Genomic DNA, 20,799 nt, shown 5'->3' on the forward strand with positions numbered 1-20,799 from the left:
CGTGTGCGTTCAGTCCGCCGCCGGGGCCGCCACCGACAGCGGTAGCATCAGCGCATCGAGGAATTGCTGGCGCCACCAATTGATGTCCTGCTGCTCGATCGAGGCCATGCACGCACGCCAGCGGCGGATGCGTTCAGGCTTGTCCATACGCAGCGCCATGCGGATCGCATCGCTCACTTCTTCCGCGCTATAGGGATTGACCAGGATCGCCTCGGTCAATTGCGCCGCCGCGCCGGCAAAGCGCGACAGGATCAGCACGCCCGGGTCCTCGGGATCCTGCGCCGCGACATATTCCTTGGCCACCAGGTTCATGCCATCGCGCAGCGGCGTGACCAGCCCGATCTTCGCGGCGCGGTAGATGCCGGCCAGCGTATCGCGGCCATAGCCCTGGTTGACATAGCGGATCGGCACCCAATCGACATCGGCATAAGCGCCGTTGATCCGTCCGGACAAACTCTCCAGCGTGTTGCGGATGCGCTGATAACTGCCCACGGCGCCGCGCGATGGCGGCGCGATCTGCAGCAGGAACACTTCCTTGCGCTCCTCGGGATGCTCGACCAGGAAGCGCTCATAGCCGAGGAAGCGTTCCTCCAGCCCCTTGGAATAATCGAGCCGATCCACCCCCACGATCATGTCGCGTCCGTCCGCGCTGTCACGCATCCGGCGATAGGCCAGCCGCGCGGTCACGCCGCGCGCCAGATCAACGAATTCAGGCGTATCGATGCCGATCGGGCAGGCCAGCACGCGCACGCTGCGCGTCCCCAGCGTGACGACATCGCCCGTAATGGTCGCGCCCATCTCCAGCCTGACGAAATCGAGGAAGGATTCGAGCCATTCCTCGGTGTGGAAGCCGATCACGTCATAAGCGAACAAGCGCCGCACCAATTCCTGCGCCTCGGGCAGGATCGACAGCAGCCGTCGCGGCGGCCACGGAATGTGCAGGAAAAAGCCAATGCGGTTCTCGCAGCCCCGGCGGCGCAGTTCGTCACCCAGCGGGAACAGATGGTAGTCCTGAATCCACACGACATCGCCCGGCTCGATCAGCGGCGTCACGGTCTGCGCAAACCGCTCGTTGACGCGCTGATAACCGCCGGCAAACTCGCGCTCATACTCCGCCAGATCGACACGGTAGTGGAATAACGGCCACAAGGTGCGGTTGGCGTAACCATTATAATATTCGTCGATATCCTGGTCTTCCAGGTCCATCGTGGCGGTGGTCACGCCGTGATCGCGCTGGAAATGGATATCGCCGGTAAATGTGTCGGTGCGCTCGCCCGACCAGCCGAACCACACGCCGCTATACTGCCGGAGCGCCGAGGACAACGCCACCGCCAGCCCGCCTTGCGCGCCTGATTCCGAGCCCTTGGGCGCCGACACGCGGTTCGAGATGATCACCAGCCGGTTCATCGGATCGAACTCCACGGTTTGCTCAGCAACGCCGCGCAATTGATCATGCCGACCAGCGAATAGGTTTGCGGATAATTGCCCCACAGTTCCCCGCTCGCCGGATCGATGTCCTCTGACAGCAGCCCGGCTGCGGTGCGCCGGGCGAGCATCTCCTCAAACAGCGCGCGCGCATCATCCGTTCGCCCGGTGAAATGCAATGCCTCGATCAGCCAGAAAGTGCACACGTTGAACGCTGTCTCGGGCAGCCCGAAATCGTCCTCGATCGCATAGCGCAGCATGAATGAGCCCCGCCGCAGCCCCTCCTCGACCGCTTTCAGCGTATCCAGGAAGCGCGGATCGTCCGGCTCCAGGAAGCGCAGATCGAGCAATTGCAGAACGCTGGCATCCAGATCGTCGCCCGCGAACGTCGCCGACATGCGCCGCGTCTCGGGCCGCCACGCAGCGCTTTCGATCCGCGCGCGGATCGTGTCGGCGCGCTCCTGCCAGAAGGCGCAGCGCTTGGTCAGCCCGAGCGCCTGTGCGGCATTGGCCAGCCGGTCGCATGCCGCCCAGCACATTGCCGAAGAATAGGTGTGCACGCTTTGCCGTGTGCGCAGCTCCCACAGGCCGGCGTCGGGCGCATCGTAATTTGCCCAGGCGCGCTCACCCACGCGTTCCAGCGCCTCGAAATCCTCGATCGCGCCCATCCGGAACAACCGCGTATCGAAAAAGGCATGCACGGCGCACAACACGATCTGGCCGTAAGCATCGTGCTGGATCTGCTCATAAGCCTGATTCCCCACGCGCACCGGCCCCATGCCGCGATAACCCGGCAGATCGGGCGCTTCCCATTCCTCCAGCCGCGCTTCACCAAGGACGCCATACAGCGGCTGGATATGCCCACCCGCGGCATCGTCGACGATGTTGCGCAGATAACCAAGATAGCCCTCGAGCACGTCGAGCGCGCCCAGCCGGTTGAGCGCCTGCACGGTATAATAAGCGTCGCGGATCCAGCAGTAGCGATAATCCCAGTTGCGCCCGGAATCGGCATGTTCGGGGATCGACGTAGTCATCGCCGCAACGATCGCGCCGGTTTCTTCGTGCTGGCACAATTTGAGCGTGATCGCCGACCGGATCACTACCTCTTGCCACTCGAGAGGGATGGCCAGGCCGCGCACCCATTCCTGCCAGTGCCGCGTGGTATCGGCGAGCATCGTATCCACGGTCGCCGCCAGATCGCCGGCAAAGCTCTCGTCCGGCCCCAGAAAGAAATGCAGCGGTCGCTCTAGCCGGAACACGCGTTCGGCCTCGATCACCCCGATCGGCGCGGTGGTGCTGAGCCTCAGCGCCATGCCGGGCATCAGGAAGCGCAGATGGTTGGAACCTGCGGATTGCTCGCTGCATTTGCCGCCCCACCCGCAGGTCGGCCGCAGTGTCACGCGAATGCGCGGGCTGCCCTTCACCGGGCGGACGATCCGGGCATAGGCAACCGGGCGATAGCTGCGCCCACTCCGCTCGAAGCGCGGGCAGAAATCGATCACTTCGATCGCGTTGCCGCTGGCGTCGGTATGCCGGCTGATCAGGATCGGCGTGTTGCGCAAATAATGCTGCTCGACGCTGACGCTGTCCTCGATCTCTATCGCCCAATAACCGCGCTCGGGCGTCTCGCCGCCGAGCAAGGCGGAGAACACAGGATCGCCATCGATCCGCGGCACGCAGCCCCACACGAAACGGCCCGCGCGATCAACAAGCGCGCTCACCTGGCAATTGCCGATCGGCCACAGATCCACCGAACTCATGCGCTGTGTCCTGTTGCGGCCTGCGCGCAGGCGGTCTCGAGCCAATCCAGCGTCGCCGCCACGTCGGGCAGCCGATAGGCCGCGCTGCTCGGTCGCGCAGCGCCGATCAGGATGCCCGCCCCGCCGCGCGCTGCCGCCGCCGCCATCGCCGGCTCGTCCGTATCGTCATCGCCAAGAAACACTGGGCGAAACCCCGCCATCGGCGCGCGCTCCATCAACTGGTTGAGCGCAGTGCCCTTGTCCGCACCGCCGAGCCTAAGCTCGACCATCATCTTGCCGGTCTGCAGATGCAGCCCGGTCTCGTTGGCCAGCGCTTGCGCCAGCGCTGTCGCTTGCGTCTGCATCTCGGGCGCGCCACGATAATGGAGCGCGGCGCCGAATGGCTTCTCCTCGACCAGCAGGCCGGGCGTGGTGTGCATAAAGTCTGTCATGATGGAACGAATACGATCGAGGGCCGCGGGTCGTTCCGGAAGCGATGTCGTTCCGTCATGCCAGCGCACCTCAAGGCCATGGCTGCCGGCGATGGTCAGCGGCAGCGGGCCGAACAGGCCGAGGATGCTCTCCACCGATCGTCCACTCAGGATCGCCACACGCCCCCCCAGCGTCTCGGCCAGCCGCCCGAGCAACGCCGACAGCCGCTCATCCACCACCACCAGTTCGGGCCGCGCGGCCAGCTCGACCAGCGTGCCATCGAAATCGAGCAGCAACGCGGCATCTTGCAGCAGGTCGCGCGGCGGCACCGCCTTATGCGGCAAAGGTCACCTCCACCGGCGCGACGCCCGCCACCGTCGCGCGCACCGTATCGCCGCGCACGATCGGGCCGACGCCCGCCGGCGTGCCGGTGAAGATCAGGTCACCCGCAGCCAAGGTGACGAGGGTAGACAATTTGGCGATGATCTCGTCCACCCGCCAGATCATGTTCGCCAGATCGCTTTCCTGCCGCGGCGCGCCATTCAGCGTCAGTGCGATCGCGCCGCTCGTCGGTGGCGCGCCCGGCGCCAGCGGGCCGATTGGTGCCGACTGGTCGAAGCCCTTGGCCATGTCCCACGGCTGACCCTTCTGCTTCGCCGCCGTCTGCAGGTCGCGACGCGTGAGATCGATGCCCACGGCATGGCCGAAGATCAACGCGGCGGCATCGCCCACCGCAATGTCGCTGCCGCCCGCGCCCAGGGCGATGACCAGTTCCGCCTCATAATGCAGATTGGCGGTGCCGCGCGGGAACGCCAGTGTGCGCCCGCTGGCCACCACTGCATCGGCCGGCTTGGAGAAGAAGAACGGCTCTTCGCGCCCTGGATCGCCGCCCATCTCGCGCGCATGATCAGCGTAATTCTGCCCCACGCAATAAATCCGTCGGACGGGAAAGCGCGCGTCGCTGTCGGCAATAGCGATGCTGGGGGTGGAAATTTCGGGCAGACGCATCATCTTCTCCGCTTCGGGCCAGAAAACATAACGAAATGGCCGGTTCGCTTGAGGCTTGTATGGCCCTGGCCACGCGGATCAACCCCGCACCTTCCCGGAGAGGCTGCACGATGGCCCGTCGCCGATCCCCGGCCACGGATCCAGGAGCATTTCGTGACCCTTATCGTTACAGCGGACATGCGCCGCCAGGCCGCGCCGTCCGTCGGGCTGGTGCATTTCGCGCTCGCAGTTGGCGGCTTCGCCATTGGCACCACCGAATTCGCCACGATGAGCCTCCTGCCCTATTTCGCCAAGGATTTGCAGATCACCGAGCCGGTGGCGGGCCATGTGATCAGCGCCTATGCGCTGGGCGTGGTGGTCGGCGCGCCGTTGATCGCGGTCTTGTCCGCCAAGGTCGCCAAGCGCACGCTGCTGATCGCGCTGATGCTGGTCTTCGCGCTGGCCAACGGCCTCTCCGCGCTGGCACCGTCCTACAATTCGATGCTGATCTTCCGCTTCTTGAGCGGTTTGCCGCACGGCGCCTATTTCGGCGTCGCCGCGCTGGTTGCCGCCTCGCTCGTGCCGGCGGAGCGGCGCACGGTAGCGGTCGGGCGGGTCATGCTCGGGCTCACCGTGGCAACGATCATCGGTGTGCCGGCGGCGAATTGGCTTGGCCAGGCACTGGGCTGGCGCTGGGGCTTCGGCGTGGTCGCCGTCCTTGCCGTCATCTCCGCCGCTCTGGCCGTCCTCATCGTGCCGCGTGACGAAGCACCCGTCGATGCCAGCCCGCTGCGTGAGCTTGGCGCACTCAAGAAGGGCCAGGTGTGGTTGACCCTCGGCATCGGCGCGATCGGCTTTGGCGGACTCTTCTCGGTTTACACCTATCTCAGCTCCACGCTGATGGAAGTCACCGGCGTGTCAGCGGTAATGGTCCCGCTGGTGCTGGCCGTGTTCGGCATCGGCATGACGGTCGGCAACCTACTCATCCCGCGCTTTGCCGACAAAGCGCTGATGCCAACCGCGGGCCTGTTGCTGCTGTGGTCGGCGGCGGTGCTCGCGCTGTATACCGTCGCTGCGCACAATTTCTGGGCGGTCACTGTCTGTGTGTTCGCCATTGGTCTTGGTGGCGCCCTCGGCACGGTGCTGCAGACGCGGCTGATGGATGTGGCGGGCGATGCGCAGACGCTTGCCGCCGCGCTCAACCATTCCGCCTTCAACACCGCCAACGCGCTCGGGCCCTGGCTCGGCGGCATGGCCATCGCCGCAGGCTATGGATGGACCTCGACCGGCTGGGTCGGTGCTGCGCTGGCGCTGGGCGGCTTTGCCATCTGGGCGGCATCCGTGCTCGTGGGGGAGCGCCGACAGACCTGATCGTCATCGCAACTTTCGCTGGATAGTCAGCCGCGTAAAGATTATTGGACACACAGCCGCAACAAGCGGATGGTGCCGGTATCGACGGTAAGGTGAGAGGAGTTCGAACATGCAATCACGATCGACGACTCGTTTTGGCCATGTAGCGCTGTGCGCGGCGGTATCCGTGCTGGCGCTCGCCGCCTGTTCAAAAAAGGCCGAGGAAACCACCACGGCCGAGACCACCACCACGCAAAGCGAGGTGACTACAACGCCCGCCGAAGCGCCTCCCGCGGCCGCCCCTGCCGCAACGGCCGCAGCCGCGCCCGCGCCTGACAACACCGATACGCTCTCGGGCGTGCAATACGCTGCCTATACCGGCGACGCCGCCAAGGGGAAAATCGCCTTCATCACCTGCCAGACGTGCCACGCGGTCGAGCCCGGGGTGAACAAGATCGGGCCGTCGCTCCATGCCGTGGTCGGGCGCCAGGCCGGCACGGTCGCCGGGTTCGCCTATACCGCCGCCAACAAGAATAGCGGCATCACCTGGACGCCCGAAAAGCTGTTCCAGTATCTCGAAAAGCCCCAGCGGGTCGTGCCCGGCACCAAGATGGTCTTCCCCGGCTGGGCCGATCCGCAGAAGCGCGCCGACACGATCGCCTATCTGCAATCCACCTCCTGATCGATCGACCGGGCCGGCGGTGCGCGCCGCCGGCCGTCATCGGCGCGCGCGCACCACATCGGCCAGGTGCAGCGGAAACGACGCCAGCAGCGCCAGCGCGATCCAGCGCCAATCGAGCCCGGTCAGCGCCGCGCGGAGCGCCAGCAGCAGCAGCGCGCCCGGCGCCAGCCGCAGCACCGCGTCAGCCATGCTCCAGCCTTTGACGATCAGCCATACCAGTTCGATGCCGATCACCAGCAGCACGATGTCCACGGCATGGCCGCTGGCGAACAACCCGCTCAGCTGAACGGCCCGTTGAGCTGCACGATCGTCCAGTTGAGATAGCCGGCAAACGCGACCCACAGCAGATAAGGCAGCAGCAACGTCGCCGAGGTCCACGAACGCCGCGCCGCCACCACCGTGAGCACTGCGACTGACAACCACAGCGCAATCACCTCATAGGCCGCCCAATCCGGCCGGTGCAGCCGGAAGAACAACAGGCTCCACAGGATGTTGAGAAAGCCGTTGAGCGCGAACAGGCCGATCAGCCATTCGCGCTCGCGCCACGATGACAGCGCCAGCCACCCGGTCACCCCGGCCAGCGCGGTGCAGGCATAGATCACGGTCCAGGCCACGCCATAAGCGGCATCGGGCGGCGCCCAATCGGGCTTGCGCAGCGCCTGATACCAGGCGCCGGTATCGGTGATCGTCGCGCCGAGCAGCGCGACGCTCCCGGCAAGCATCGCGGCGATGAATACAGGGAAGATCCACCGGCCCATCGCTCAACCCGCAGTCTGCAGCAAATGCCGCAGATCCTTGGCGAAGATGCGCGCATAGGCCAGCGGGCGGGCATAGATCAGCCGCTTGTTCATATACGCATGCCAGGTCAGCTGTTGCACATCGCGGTCCGCGCACATCGCCACGAAGCGCTCGCGCCGTCGGTCGTTCTGATACCAGAAATATTGCATGATGCCGAGGATACGGAACACCAGGCCGTGGGCGCGCATGAAAGTCCGCCGCGCCTGGCGCAGCGCGCGCGGATTGCCCGTCGCCAGGAATGCCGCGACGGCGTCGGCCGCGTGCTGCGCCGAGACCATGGCATAATAGATACCCTCGCCCGAGGCTGGCGCGACTACCCCCGCCGCATCCCCGGTGACGAGCACGTCGCGGCCATTATCCCATCGGGCCAGCGGCCGCAGCGGGATTGGCGCGCCTTCGCGGCGCAGCGTTTCGCACGCATCGAGCCCGACGTGCGCGCGCAGCCGCGTGGTCGCGTCGCGCAGCCCAAAGCCCTTGTTCGCGCTGCCCACGCCGATGCTTGCCGTATCGCCGTGCGGGAAGATCCAGGCGTAAAAATCGGGCGAATAGGCAGCTTGGTAAAAAACGTCGCAGCGGTTGCGATCGAAGTACGGATCGCTCGCCGCAGGCGATCGGATGATTTCATGATAGGCATATACGCACCGCGCCGGCTCGACATCTTTCAGCGCCACCAGCGCCACGCGCGAGCGCGCGCCGTCCGCGCCGATCACCGCCTTGGCGCGCACGCGCTGTTCCGGCCCATCGCGCGTTTCGGCATAGCAGACCAAGGCACAGCCATCCTCGTCACGCACGATGCGCTCGAACGTCCCGGTCCGCCGCTCGGCCCCCGCCGACGCTGCCCGGTCGCGCAGCCATTCGTCGAACGTCTCGCGATCGACCATCCCGACATAGCCCCCCGCCCCGCTGGGATCGACCGGCATGTCGACCGCACGATCGGATGGCGCGATCATCCGCGCGGCAACCGCGCGCCCGACGAGCAGCGTCTCGGGTATGGCAAAATCGCGCATCAGCCGGGGCGGGATCGCGCCGCCGCACGGCTTGATGCGCCCGCCGCGATCGAGCAACAGCACCGATCGTCCCGCCCGCGCCAGTTCCGTCGCCGCCGTCGCACCGGCCGGCCCACCGCCGACCACGACACAGTCATAGGTGATCATGTTGTCGCCCCCCGCGCCACTGTCGCCTGATCCTCGCGCGACAGGGCCTCGCGCGACGGGGCCTCGCGCGCCGGGGCCTCGCGCGCTGGGGCCTCGCGTGCAGGTGCGCGCACCGCGAGCAGCGCGGCGAGCAGGAACAGCAGCGCCTCGACTAGGAAAACCACGGTAAACGTCAGCGGGGTCGAGCCAAGCGCCGCGCGCCCGGCATCCACGCCGACCGCCCCGATCAGCCCGCCAAGGCCGAACGCAATTGCCTGTGCCGCGCCCCACACGCCCATGCGAATGCCTTCGCGGCCGCCGTGCCCGGCTCCCGCCAGCCCCATCATCGTGCCGATCGCCGCTACCGCGAAAACCCCGTTGGCGAACCCCAGGAGCGCAATATTGGCCGCCAGCGGCCAGCCCGATCCCACCCGCGCAGCAAGCGCCAATCCGGCCAGCGCACATGCCGAGCCGATGCACCCGGCAATGATCCACGGCAGCAGCCGCCCCGCTCGCCCCCCGCCAAATGCGCTCCCGCCGACGCCCGCCAGGATCATGCCCAGCAGCACGCCGCCATGCTGCAGCCCCGAAAGCTGCGTTGATTGCCCGGGCGTGTAGCCGAACAGCAAACCGGCGAACGGCTCGAGAATCAGATCCTGCATCGAATAAGCGAGCATCGACAGGAACACGAACAGCGTGAAGCGTCGCGCCACCGGATCGGCCAGCATTTCGCCGAGCGCGTCGCCGAACGACACCACCGGCGCTTCCGCCGTGGGCAGGGCCACCGCTGCATCTTCGACGCCCCACACCGCCAGCACCGCAACCAAAAACGCCGCGCCGGCGACGCCGCCCGCCACCACCGCCAGCCGCTGCAACGAAAACGGCTCGATTAGCGTCCCCGCCACGCTGGCGGTAACCGCGATCCCGCCGACCATCATGATCCAGGTCAGCGCCGCCGCCGCGGCGCGCCGCGCCGGCGCCACGCGCGTTGCCAGCAAGGCCAGCAGCGACGTTCCCGCCGCGCCGACGCCTGCGCCGATCAGCGCGAAGGCCAACACCGCCAGCAGCACGCCCGCCGCCGAGCGCGCCGCCAGCAGCGCCACCGCATCCACCGCGAGCAAAGCGCCGAGGGCCAGCGTGCCCATGCCGATAATGATCCACGGCGTCCGCCGCCGCCCACGATCAGAGCCATGCCCCCAGGCCGGTCGCGTCAGTTGCACGGCGTAATGCCACGCCACCAGCCCTGCGGGCAACGCCGCGGGCAGCGCATATTCCACCACCATCACCCGGTTGAGCAACGACGTCGCCAGCATCACGATCGCGCCGATCGCGCTCTGCACCAGCCCCAGCCGGGCGATGCCGAGCCAGCCGAGCGGTGCCCCGCTCATAAGCCGCCCACGCCGCCAAGCCCGAAGGCGGACGCCAGCATGCCGAGTACATACAGGCTGGTGCCGGTTGCGTTATACCACGGCGTGTGGCGCAGCGGATCGCGCAGCAGGCGCGGCATCAACGCAAGCTGCCCGAGCAGCAACGCCGCGACGACAGCAGCGACCAGCACATGTCCCCACCCTGCCAGCAAGACGATCACCACGATCTGCGGCAGCGTCATCACCGCGCACGCCACCCGCGCCGCCGGCCCGACCCCCAGCACCACCGGCAGCGAGCGCAAGCCCATCGCGCGATCGCCTTCCACCGCCTTGAAATCGTTGAGCGTCATGATGCCGTGCGCACCGAGGCTGTAGAGTGCCAGCACGATCAGCACCGATCCCGCCGGCCATGCTCCCGCCATCACCGTTGCACCAGTAAACCAGGTCAGCCCCTCATAGGTCAGCGCGACCACCGCCGGCCCCCAAATGCCGCTCACCTTGAAGCGGAATGGCGGCGCGCTATAGCCCCAGGCGCAGATCAGCCCCAGGCAGGTCGCGCCGAACACCAATGGCCCGGTCGCCCACGCGACCAGCAGCGACAGCGCCGTGCCGGCGATCGCAATCCACAGCCCCCACTGCCCGGCAATGCGGCCCGAGGGGATCGGCCGATTCGGCTCGTTGATCGCGTCGACATACCGATCGAACCAATCGTTGACTGCCTGGCTGGTGCCGCAGACCAACGGCCCGGTAAGCAATACGCCCGCGATCAGAAACGGCCAGCGCTCGGCCAGCGGCACGCCCGATGACACGACGCCGCACATGAATGCCCAGATGGGCGGAAACCAAGTCACCGGCTTGAGCAATTCCAGCACGTCGCGCGCCGCGGGTAGCGGGGTGGCAAGGCCGGGGGCGGTTAACCGATCCATCTGATAAAGCTAGGATGGACAAAGGAAACCGTCAAATAAAATTGACGGTTAGCGCATGCTTATGCCAGCCCGTGCCGGGCGCGCCTTTCCCGTCAGCTTTGCTGAACGCATCAGTGGAATGGCCGGTAAGGCGGTGCGCTGCTTGGTACTGCCCTTTCGCGGCTAGACCCCAGCCAGTGCCGCGGAAGACAGCCAAGCAAGATTGCTCAGGCGAACGAGAGCCCTCAATTGTCCCCGGAAACCAGATTGCCCAACCCATGGCGATGCAGCTTGGAATACAGGCTCTGACGGCTTACCCCGAGAACTTCCGCCGCCGACGCACGGTTGTCGGAGGTGTAAGTCAGCGCCGCCTCGATGCACAGCCGCTCGATCAGATCGGTCGATTCGCGAACGATTTCCTTCAGCGACATTCGACCAACCAATTCGGTCAATTGTTCGACCGAGCGCGGCGCATCATTGAGCACCAGCGGAGTCGGCCGCAGCCGCCGCCCGACATGGCGGAGGGTGAAGCCGTAGCAATCGCCGCCGTTCATCGGCGCAACCACGCCTGACACTTCGATCTCGGCCTGCGCGCCCGCCGTGCCGCGCAAGATCGTCGCTACGTTGCGGACCGATCCATGCTCGCGCAATTGCGCGACGATCAATTCGAGATCGATCCCTGGCCGTCCCAGCCACAGCCCCAGCCGTGCGCCCGTCACGCGCTCGATCGAGGGCATTTCGGTCAGCTCGACGAACGCGGCATTGGCCGTCAGCACGACCAGATCGCGATCGACCAGAACGAACGAATCGGGCATCCGCTCGATCACGTCGGTCAGCGTTGCATCATAACGATGCCCGGGCGCGACAGCCTCTGCCGGCTCGAGCCGCACAATCAGCAGCGGCTGACGCGCCTGGCGGAACAAGCGCGTGGTGATTTTGGCCTCCGCGCCGCGCGCGCCCAGCCGTACCGTGATCGGCGCAACATCGTCCGCCGCTTCCGCTGCCCCCAGATAAGCCACCAGATCGTCACGGTCTTGTTGTTGGACAATCGTGCCGATGCCCGCGCCGACCAGATCGCCTTCTACCGAATCGAGCAGCCGGTGCGCCGCCGGGTTCGCCTCACGAATGCGCCGTGTGTCGGCATCCACGATCAGCATCGCGTCGGAGGTCATATCGAACAACAGGCGATAGCGCGTCTCGGCCTGGCGCAGGCGGATATAATCGCGCTCCAGAGATTGCTGCGTCTGCAACAGCCGCTGCTGTACGGCGGCCGCGCCGCGCATGTCGCGGCCAATCGCGATCAGCCGATCGGCCTCGCCCAACGCCAGCACAAGATAACGCACCGGTACGTCGCCGCCCGCCGCGGCGTGATTGACCTGCCGCCAGCGCGGCGCCTCCGTCGCGTTTGCCCCAGCCAGCATCTCGGCAACCTTGGGGCGGCTCTCAATCGTCATCGTCTCGATCCAGGGCTCGCCGATCCATTCGGCAAAGCCATGATTGGCCAGATCGCCCTGCGACACCGCGACGTCGAGCACAGTGCCATCGGCGGAGAGGATGAAGGAGACGTCGCCGACGGCGGCCAGCAAGGCGGCCGCGGCGCGTGCGGAAAGCGTGCCGGGCAAGACGTCAGTCTTGGTGAACACCGTGGCGGCGGAAGAGGCGATAGGCTTGTTCATTGACGAGCGTCGCGCTCCCATGGGAAAATAGTTACATTACACGCTTACCGTCTCCCATGCGCGCTTGCGAACGAGATCCTCGGCGAGTGTCAGTGCCAGCTTGGCATCGCGCGCGGTGCCGTCAGCGCCGACCTCGCGCGCGAGCCTGGGGTTCGCACTGAACACCCTGCCCCCCACCATGATGCAGACTTGCGGATTGCACGAAACGTTGCGCAGCGCAGCAATGATCGACGGCAAGGGCGCGATATGGCAGTCACAACTGATCGTCAATCCGATCAGGTCATAGTGGTGATCGACCGCGCATTTGAGCAACGCCGCGGTGTGCGCGTCGCTGATGCGCTCGGTTTGCCAGCCGCCCCGCCGAAACACTTCGTCGATCACGACCGCACCGAAACTATGCTGGTCGCCCGGCATTGAGACGAACAAGGCGCGATACGGGCCGGCGCTGCCGGTCGGCGTGCGCGCGGCAATTTCATGCACCACTTCCTGCAGCCGCCACAGCCCCATCGTCACATCGACGAAATCGCAGCGATCGTCTTCCCAATATTCGCCCAGCAGGCGCGCGGCCGGGGCGAGCAGATCGACCATCACCGTTTCCACGGCCACGCCACGATCTAAAATCGCTTCGACATGCGCGAGCAGCGCATCGGCATCGATTTGCATCACCAGGGGCGCGAAAGCGGCGATCTCGTCCGCGTCGATCGCTGGTGCCTCGGTCAGCGGCTGGCGCGGCTCCGCGGCATGCACCGCCATCAGCCGCGGGATAATCTCGCGCTCGATCAGGCGAGACAAGGATAGTCCATAGTCACGATCGCCCGGGTCACCGATGTCCCCAAGTCGATGCGCATCAATCGCAAAGTTACGGGCAAGCCGTCCCCCGCCAAGCCCCAGGCCACCATGTGCATAATGGGTCATCGCTGCCATTACCGGCTCTCCCCAGCCTGGACGACACGCTCTCGTTACTGGCCGCAACTCGTTATGTTTCGAGTCTCCCGCGACTCGCAACTTATGCCTCATTGCCGGCCCTGACAACCGCGATCGCATGCTGCAGGGCAGCAAGTGTCATATTTAATAGACGTCAATTATTGTTGACACTTTCCGATGAGCAAGTCAGTCTTGCTACAGAAAATAAGCAGGTGGGACGCGGTATGCGGGCGGATTTTTCCTCCATCGCAGAGAGACAGAAGGGCGGCGCCGCGCCGCTCTACACGCCCGAACAGCGCCGTCGTCGCGACTCGTCGCGCTGGACGCTGATCCAGGGCATTCTCGCGCCGATCCAGTTTCTGATCTTCCTGATCAGCCTCGCCCTGGTGCTGCGCTATCTCGTCACCGCAGAGGGTGCCGCCGCCGCCACGGCCTCGATCGTGATCAAGACGGTCGCGCTCTACACGATCATGATCACCGGCTCGATCTGGGAAAAGGTCGTGTTCGATCGCTGGCTGTTCGCGCCCGCTTTCTATTGGGAAGACGTGTTCAGCATGCTCGTGCTGGCGCTGCACACCTTTTATCTCGTCGCGCTGGCCTGCGACCTCGGCAGCGAGCGCGGGCGCATGCTGCTCGCGCTGGCCGCCTATGCCAGTTACGCCATCAACGCGACGCAATTCCTGCTCAAGCTGCGCGCAGCGCGGCTGCAGGCGGCGGCGCCCGGCCTGGCGGTGGCAGGGTGACCCCGCCGCGGCCCGCCGCGCTCGGGTGCGATGCCCCGGTGCTGCGCGAGCGCGGGCAGCGCGAGGTGTTCTGCGGGCTCACCGGGATCATCTGGCTGCACCGCAAAGTGCAGGACGCCTTCTTCCTCGTCGTCGGCTCGCGCACCTGCGCGCATCTGCTGCAATCCGCCGCCGGCGTGATGGTGTTCGCCGAGCCGCGCTTCGCCACCGCGATCATCGAGGAGCGTGATCTCGCCGGCATGGCCGATTGCAACGAGGAGCTCGATCGCGTGGTCGATCGGCTGCTCGCGCGCCGGCCGGAGATCAAATTGCTGTTCCTGGTCGGTTCGTGCCCGTCAGAAGTGATCAAGCTCGATCTGTCGCGCGCCGCTGCCCGCCTGTCGGTCAAGCATGCCGGCACCACCAGGATCCTCAATTATTCCGGCAGCGGCATCGAGACGACGTTTACCGAGGGCGAGGATGCCTGCCTCGCCGCGCTCGTGGCCGACGCCGCGGCCGATACGACCGGCGCCACCAGCCTGATGATCGTCGGCGCGCTCCCCGATGTCGTCGAGGATCAGTTCCTGCGGCTGTTCGCCGAGCTTGGCATCGGCCCGGTGCACACATTGCCCGCGCGCCGCGCCGCCGCGATGCCGCCGGTCGGCCCGCACACGCGCTTCCTGCTCGCGCAGCCGTTTCTCGGCGAAACCGCGCGCGCGCTGGAGGATCGCGGCGCGACGCGGCTCGATGCGCTGTTTCCGTTTGGCGCGGAGGGCACGACGCACTGGCTGCATGCCGCCGCCCAGTCCTTCGGCGTCGACGAGATGCATTTCCGCCGCACCATCGCGCCGGGCCGCGAACGCGCCAAGCGCGCGATCGCGCACAGCCACGCCCGGCTGGAGGGCAAAAGCATCACCTTCCTGCCCGATTCGCAGCTCGAAATCCCGCTGGCCCGGTTCCTCGCCACCGAGCTCGGCATGCGCCCGGTCGAGGTCGGCACGCCCTATCTTCACCGCCGTCATCTCGCGCACGAACTGGCGCTACTCCCGGCGGAAACGCTGCTCAGCGAAGGCCAGGATGTCGACAAGCAGCTCGACCGCGTGCGCGCCGCGCGCCCCGATCTCACCGTCTGCGGGCTTGGCCTCGCCAACCCGCTCGAGGCCGAGGGATTGACCACGAAATGGGCGATCGAACTGGTCTTCTCGCCGATCCACGGCTTCGACCAGGCCGGCGATCTGGCCGAACTCTTCGCGCGGCCGCTGCGGCGGCGGGATGTGTTGCGAGTATGAGCCGATCCCTTCCCGTCATCCCAGCGAAGGCTGGGATCTCTCGCAGCGGCGCGGCGCGCGTGCCGCGCGAGGCCCCAGCCTCCGCTGGGGTGACGAGGGTCGGCTGGGTCGGAACACCATCATGCAGTTGACCGTCTGGACCTATGAAGGCCCGCCGCATGTTGGCGCGATGCGCATCGCCACCGCGATGGAAGGTGTGCATTACGTGCTCCACGCGCCGCAGGGCGACACATATGCCGATCTGCTGTTCACGATGATCGAGCGCCGCGCAAAACGCCCGCCGGTCACCTACACCACCTTCCAGGCGCGCGATCTCGGCAAGGACACGGCCGAATTGTTCCAGCAGGCGGCGCGCGATGCCTTTGCGCGCTTCCAGCCGCAGGCGATGCTGGTCGGCGCATCATGCACCGCCGAGCTGATCCAGGACGATCCCGCCGGGCTGGCCGAAGCGATGCGGCTCCCCTGCCCGGTCATCGCGCTCGAACTGCCCAGCTACCAGCGCAAGGAAAATTGGGGCGCGGCGGAGACCTTTTACCAGCTGGTGCGGCGGATGTGTTCTGCTTCAAATTCCGCCCCCGTTGGGGAAGGAATGAAAAAGGCCAACATCCTTGGCCCCACCGCGCTCGGCTTCCGCCACCGCGACGATGTGATCGAAATCCGCCGCCTGCTCGAGACGCTCGGCATCGGCATCAATGTCGTCGCCCCGCTCGGCGCCACGCCCGCCGATCTCGCGCGCCTGCCCGAGGCCGATTTCAACATCTGCCTCTATCCCGAAATCGCCGATACCGCGTGCCGCTGGCTCGAGAAGACCTTCGGCCAAAAGGCCGTTCGCACCGTGCCGATCGGCCACGCCGCGACGCGCGACTTCATTGCCGAGGTCGCCGCGCTCGCCGGGGTCGATCCCGCGCCCGCGCTCGACACCTCCAACCTGCCATGGTGGAGCCGCTCGGTCGATTCGACCTATCTTACCGGCAAACGCGTGTTCATCTTCGGCGACGCGACGCACGCCATCGCCGCCGCGCGCGTCGCGCAGGACGAGCTTGGTTTCGAAATCGTCGGGCTTGGCTGCTACAATCGCGAATTCGCCCGCGACCTGCGCGACGCCGCCAAACTGTACGGCGTCGAGCCGCTGATCACCGATGATTATCTCGCGGTCGAGGACGCGATTCAGGCGCTGCAGCCCGAGCTGGTGCTCGGCACGCAGATGGAGCGCCACATCGCCAAGCGGCTGCGCATCCCCTGCGCGGTGATCTCCGCCCCCGTCCACGTGCAGGATTTTCCCGCGCGCTATTCCCCACAAATGGGCTTCGAAGGCGCCAACGTGTTGTTCGATAGCTGGGTCCACCCGCTCGTCATGGGGCTGGAGGAACATCTGCTGACGATGTTCCGCGACGATTTCGAATTCAGCGATGCTGCGGGGGCAAGTCATTTAGGGGCTGGCGCCGCTCCATTCCTCCCCGAGCTTGCTCGGGGAGGGGGACCGCGCCCGCAGGGCGGGGTGGAGGGGTTGGCCGAGAACGAACCCCCTCCACCATCGCTAGGCGATGGTCCCCCTCCCCGAGCAGGGTTCGGGGAGGAATTAGGGAAATGGTCCCCCGAGGCAGAACGCGAGCTGCTCAAAATCCCCTTCTTCGTGCGCGGCAAGGCACGCCGCAACACCGAGAAATTCGCCGCCGATCGCCATCTCGCCACGATCACGCTTGACACGCTCTATGACGCAAAGGCGCATCATGCCCGCTAGCGCTCCCCCTATTCCCGCCCCGCTCCACGTCGTCATCGTTACGCTGGACAATCACCTGTCGGGCGCCGCCGAGCGGGCCGCTGCGCGCTTCGCGCAGGATGGTTCCGGCATCACCATCGGCTTCCACGCCGCCGCGGATTGGGATCGCGACGCGGGATCGCTTGATCGCTGCCGCGCCGATATCGCGCGCGGCGACATCGTCATCGCCACCATGCTGTTCCTCGACGATCATATCCGCGCCGTCCTCCCCGCGCTCACCGCGCGTCGCGAGGAGTGCGCGGCGATGGTCGGGATGATGTCGGGCAGCGAGGTGGTCAAGCTCACCCGGCTTGGCGAATATCGCATGGACAAACCGGCGCGTGGCCCGCTCGCCCTGCTCAAGCGGCTGCGCGGGTCCGCCAAACCGGGCGCCTCGTCCGGTGCCGGCCAGATGAAGATGTTGCGCCGGCTGCCCAAGATGCTGCGCTTCATTCCCGGCACCGCGCAGGACGTGCGCGCCTATTTCCTCACGCTGCAATATTGGCTGGCGGGCAGCGACGACAATGTCGTCGGCATGATCCAGGCGCTTGCCGGCCGCTATGCCGGCCACGCCACGCGCGCCGAGGCGCCGCATGAGTATCCCGAAATCGGGGTCTACCATCCCGCGCTCGCCGGCCGCATGGCCGATCGCGTCGAGGCGCTGCCCAAAACCACGGCCACGCGCGGCACGGTCGGCGTCCTGATGCTGCGTTCTTATCTGCTCGGCCGCGATACGGGCCATTATGACGGCGTGATCGCCGCACTCGAGGCGCAGGGGCTGCGCGTCATCCCCGCCTTTGCCAGCGGGCTCGATTCCCGTCCGGCAATCGAGCGGTTCTTCATCGCCGATGGTGTGGCCGTGGTCGATGCGGTCGTCTCGCTCACCGGCTTCAGCCTGGTCGGCGGCCCCGCCTATAACGACGCCGACGCGGCCGAGACGATGCTGGCGACGCTGGACGTGCCGTATATCGCCGCGCATCCGCTCGAATTCCAGTCGCTCCAGCAATGGGGCGCCAGCCGCCAGGGGTTGTTGCCGATCGAGGCGACGATGATGGTGGCGATCCCTGAATTGGACGGCGCTGTGCTGCCCAGCGTGTTCGGTGGCCGTGCCGACGGGTCGGGCGCGTGCAGCGGTTGCGCCCGGCACTGCACGTTCCCCGCCTCCAGCCTCACGCGCGAAATGCGCTCGTGCCCGGAACGCGCCGAGGCGCTCGCCGGCAAGATCGCCAAGCTCGTCGATCTGCGCCGCTCCGCGCGCGCGGCGCGCAAATTGGCCATCATCCTGTTCAATTTCCCGCCCAATGCCGGCGCCACCGGCACCGCCGCGCATCTCGCGGTGTGGGAGTCGCTCCACGCCACGCTCACCACCCTCGCGGCGGAAGGCTATGCCGTCGATGTCCCAACCGATGTCGATGCACTGCGCGACGCGGTGCTGCACGGCAATGCCGCGCGCTACGGCGCGGATGCCAATGTCCATGCCCGTATCCCCGCCGACGATCACGTCCGCCGCGAGCCCCATCTGGCAGCGATCGAAGCGCAATGGGGGCCGGCGCCCGGCAAGCAACAAAGCGATGGCGGCTCGATCCATGTGCTGGGCGCGCAATTCGGCGAGGTGTTCGTCGGCATCCAGCCCGCCTTTGGGTATGAAGGCGATCCCATGCGGCTGTTGTTCGAAGGCCGCTTCACGCCGACGCACGCGTTCAGCGCCTTCTATCGCTGGCTGCGCGAGGATTTCCGCGCCGATGCGGTGCTGCATTTCGGCACGCACGGCGCGCTCGAATTCATGCCCGGCAAACAGGCCGGGCTGAGCGGCGCCTGCTGGCCCGAGCGGCTGATCGGTGATTTGCCCAATTTCTATCTCTACGCCGCGAACAACCCTTCTGAAGGGCTGATCGCCAAGCGCCGCTCGGGCGCGACCTTGATCAGTTATCTCACCCCGCCGCTCGCCGAAGCCGGTCTGTACAAGGGGCTCAACGAGCTCAAGGCGCTGCTGGAGCGCTGGCGTTCATCGTCGTCGGACGATGAGCGTACCGCGCTGGAGCCGATGATCCGCGCTCAGGCTGATGCGCTCGATCTGGCGCCCGCCCCTGTTCGCCTGGTCGGGGCCGTTCCGGCATTGGCCGTGCCGCCAGCGCCCCCCGCACCGGTGCAGGGCGACGAAGTCTGGGATCTGAAAACGCTCTCCGCCCGCCTCTACGAAGTCGAGCGCGAACTCATCCCGCACGGGCTCCACGTTCTTGGCACGCCGCTGACGGATCAGACCCGCGCGCAGATGATCGCGGCCGGCGCCGACGCGAATCTGTCGTCCACCAATGCCGAGCTCGACGCGCTCATCCATGCGCTCGACGCGCGCTATGTCCGCCCCGCTCCCGGCGGCGATGTGTCGCGCAACCCCAAGGTGCTGCCCACCGGGCGCAACATCCACGGCTTCGATCCCTTCCGCATTCCCGGCAGCTTCGCGTTGGCGCAAGGCAACGCACAGGCCGATCAGGTCATCGCGCGTCACATGGCGAGCGGCGCGGCCTTCCCGGAAACGCTGGCGATGGTGTTGTGGGGCACCGACAATCTCAAATCCGAAGGCACGCAGATCGCCCAGGCGCTGGCGCTGATTGGCGCGCGCCCGCGCTTCGATGGCTATGGCCGGCTATCGGGTGCCGAATTGATCGCGCTTGACGAACTGGGGCGGCCGCGGATCGACGTGGTTGTGACGCTGTCGGGGATCTTCCGCGACCTGCTGCCGCTCCAGACCAGGATGATCGCCGAGGCGGCCTGGCTCGCTGCCACTGCCGATGAACCGCTCGACCGGAATTTCGTCCGCAAACACAGCCTGATGCACGCAGCGCAGCACAATTGCGATCTGGAAACCGCGGCATTGCGCGTCTTTTCCAATGCCGAGGGCGCGTATGGCGCCAACGTCAATCTGCTGATCGACGACGGCGCATGGAGCGACCCCGACGAGATCGCCGAAGTGTTCGAGCGGCAAAAGGGCTATGCTTACGGCCGCAGCGGCACGCCCGCGCGCCAGGCCGATCTGTTCAAGAGCGCGCTCAAAGGCGTCGATCTGGCCTATCAGAATCTCGATTCGGTCGAATTGGGCGTCACCGATATCGATCATTATGTCGATGCGCTGGGCGGGATCAGCCGCTCGATCACGCGCGCCAGGGGCAAGGCGGCGCCGATCTATATCGTCGATGCCACGCAGGGCGCCTCCAAGGTGCGCACGCTCACCGAACAGGTCGATCTCGAAACGCGCACACGGATGCTCAATCCGCTCTGGTATGAAGGTATGCTCAAGCACGGCTTCGAAGGCGTCCGCAACATCGAGGCGCATGTCACCAACACCGTCGGCTGGTCGGCCACGACGGGCGAGGTCAGCCCGTGGATCTATCAGCGCATCAGCGAAACCTACATGCTCGATGCCGAAATGCGCGAGCGGCTGGCCGCGCTCAATCCCAAGGCGTCGGCGCGCGTCGCCAATCGTTTGATCGAGGCCAGCGACCGCCAGTTCTGGGCGCCCGACGCCGCAACCCTGGCGGCACTCCACGCCGCCAGTGACGAACTCGAAGACCGCCTCGAAGGCGTCACTGCGGTGGCGGCATAAGGAACAGATG

Annotated in this window: 17 protein-coding genes; 6 read left to right on the plus strand and 11 right to left on the minus strand. The window is 66.5% G+C overall.

What is annotated here, in order from left to right:
• Window positions 1–9: 9 nt before the first annotated feature.
• Genes ABC969_RS15860 through ABC969_RS15875 form a run of 4 tightly spaced genes read right to left on the minus strand, consistent with a single transcriptional unit; the run spans window position 10 to window position 4,607 of the window.
• Window positions 10–1,407, minus strand: coding sequence for an alpha,alpha-trehalose-phosphate synthase (UDP-forming) (locus ABC969_RS15860; protein WP_345866237.1), 1,398 nt, complete (start codon window positions 1,405–1,407; stop codon window positions 10–12).
• On the minus strand, window positions 1,404–3,185 hold the full coding sequence (locus ABC969_RS15865; protein WP_345866133.1) for a glycoside hydrolase family 15 protein: 1,782 nt from the start codon (window positions 3,183–3,185) through the stop codon (window positions 1,404–1,406). Before ABC969_RS15865 ends, ABC969_RS15860 begins: the two co-directional genes overlap by 4 nt.
• On the minus strand, window positions 3,182–3,940 hold the full coding sequence (otsB, locus tag ABC969_RS15870; protein WP_345866134.1) for a trehalose-phosphatase: 759 nt from the start codon (window positions 3,938–3,940) through the stop codon (window positions 3,182–3,184). The genes ABC969_RS15865 and otsB overlap by 4 nt, the downstream gene beginning before the upstream one ends.
• Window positions 3,930–4,607 carry a fumarylacetoacetate hydrolase family protein gene (locus tag ABC969_RS15875; protein WP_345866135.1) on the minus strand — a complete coding sequence of 226 codons (678 nt, stop codon included), beginning with the start codon at window positions 4,605–4,607 and terminating at the stop codon, window positions 3,930–3,932. The genes otsB and ABC969_RS15875 overlap by 11 nt, the downstream gene beginning before the upstream one ends.
• Window positions 4,608–4,781: 174 nt before the next feature.
• Between ABC969_RS15875 and ABC969_RS15880 the strand changes: the two genes are divergently transcribed.
• Window positions 4,782–5,954 carry an MFS transporter gene (locus ABC969_RS15880; RefSeq protein ID WP_345866238.1) on the plus strand — a complete coding sequence of 391 codons (1,173 nt, stop codon included), beginning with the start codon at window positions 4,782–4,784 and terminating at the stop codon, window positions 5,952–5,954.
• Window positions 5,955–6,063: 109 nt separating this feature from the next.
• Window positions 6,064–6,615 (plus strand): c-type cytochrome, encoded by a 552-nt coding sequence (locus tag ABC969_RS15885; RefSeq protein ID WP_345866136.1) that lies wholly within the window; start codon window positions 6,064–6,066, stop codon window positions 6,613–6,615.
• 36 nt (window positions 6,616–6,651) lie between these two features.
• Here the strand turns inward: ABC969_RS15885 and ABC969_RS15890 are convergent, their stop codons facing one another.
• From ABC969_RS15890 to ABC969_RS15920, 7 genes are all read right to left on the minus strand, one after another.
• On the minus strand, window positions 6,652–6,867 hold the full coding sequence (locus ABC969_RS15890; protein ID WP_345866137.1) for a hypothetical protein: 216 nt from the start codon (window positions 6,865–6,867) through the stop codon (window positions 6,652–6,654).
• Between the two features lie 26 nt (window positions 6,868–6,893).
• Window positions 6,894–7,373: a TspO/MBR family protein gene (locus ABC969_RS15895; protein WP_345866138.1), complete on the minus strand. Its 480-nt coding sequence runs from the start codon at window positions 7,371–7,373 to the stop codon at window positions 6,894–6,896.
• Window positions 7,374–7,376: 3 nt separating this feature from the next.
• A complete protein-coding gene (locus ABC969_RS15900) occupies window positions 7,377–8,567 on the minus strand; it encodes a geranylgeranyl diphosphate reductase (protein ID WP_345866139.1) in 1,191 nt (396 codons plus the stop codon).
• A complete protein-coding gene (locus ABC969_RS15905; protein WP_345866140.1) occupies window positions 8,564–9,934 on the minus strand; it encodes a BCD family MFS transporter in 1,371 nt (456 codons plus the stop codon). Before ABC969_RS15905 ends, ABC969_RS15900 begins: the two co-directional genes overlap by 4 nt.
• Complete coding sequence (chlG, locus tag ABC969_RS15910; RefSeq protein ID WP_345866141.1) at window positions 9,931–10,839, minus strand: chlorophyll synthase ChlG; 909 nt, start codon at window positions 10,837–10,839, stop codon at window positions 9,931–9,933. The genes ABC969_RS15905 and chlG overlap by 4 nt, the downstream gene beginning before the upstream one ends.
• 224 nt (window positions 10,840–11,063) lie before the next feature.
• Window positions 11,064–12,494: a transcriptional regulator PpsR gene (gene ppsR, locus ABC969_RS15915; RefSeq protein WP_345866142.1), complete on the minus strand. Its 1,431-nt coding sequence runs from the start codon at window positions 12,492–12,494 to the stop codon at window positions 11,064–11,066.
• A 36-nt stretch (window positions 12,495–12,530) separates the two neighbouring features.
• The gene (locus ABC969_RS15920; RefSeq protein WP_345866143.1) at window positions 12,531–13,418 is read right to left on the minus strand and encodes a cobalamin B12-binding domain-containing protein; all 888 of its coding nucleotides are present in this window, start codon (window positions 13,416–13,418) and stop codon (window positions 12,531–12,533) included.
• A 224-nt stretch (window positions 13,419–13,642) separates the two neighbouring features.
• Between ABC969_RS15920 and bchF the strand changes: the two genes are divergently transcribed.
• The 4 genes from bchF to ABC969_RS15940 all read left to right on the plus strand — a co-directional run bounded on the left by bchF (window position 13,643) and on the right by ABC969_RS15940 (window position 20,789).
• The gene (gene bchF / locus ABC969_RS15925) at window positions 13,643–14,161 is read left to right on the plus strand and encodes a 2-vinyl bacteriochlorophyllide hydratase (RefSeq protein WP_345866144.1); all 519 of its coding nucleotides are present in this window, start codon (window positions 13,643–13,645) and stop codon (window positions 14,159–14,161) included.
• Entirely contained in the window at window positions 14,158–15,429 is a 1,272-nt protein-coding gene (locus ABC969_RS15930; protein WP_345866145.1) for a ferredoxin:protochlorophyllide reductase (ATP-dependent) subunit N, read from the plus strand. Before bchF ends, ABC969_RS15930 begins: the two co-directional genes overlap by 4 nt.
• Before the next feature lie 121 nt (window positions 15,430–15,550).
• On the plus strand, window positions 15,551–17,170 hold the full coding sequence (gene bchB, locus ABC969_RS15935; RefSeq protein ID WP_345866146.1) for a ferredoxin:protochlorophyllide reductase (ATP-dependent) subunit B: 1,620 nt from the start codon (window positions 15,551–15,553) through the stop codon (window positions 17,168–17,170).
• Window positions 17,160–20,789, plus strand: coding sequence for a magnesium chelatase subunit H (locus tag ABC969_RS15940; RefSeq protein ID WP_345866148.1), 3,630 nt, complete (start codon window positions 17,160–17,162; stop codon window positions 20,787–20,789). The genes bchB and ABC969_RS15940 overlap by 11 nt, the downstream gene beginning before the upstream one ends.
• The last annotated feature ends 10 nt before the right edge of the window (window positions 20,790–20,799 follow it).

It is taken from the genome of Sphingomonas qilianensis (assembly GCF_039614825.1).
GTDB classification, from domain to species: domain Bacteria; phylum Pseudomonadota; class Alphaproteobacteria; order Sphingomonadales; family Sphingomonadaceae; genus Sphingomonas; species Sphingomonas qilianensis.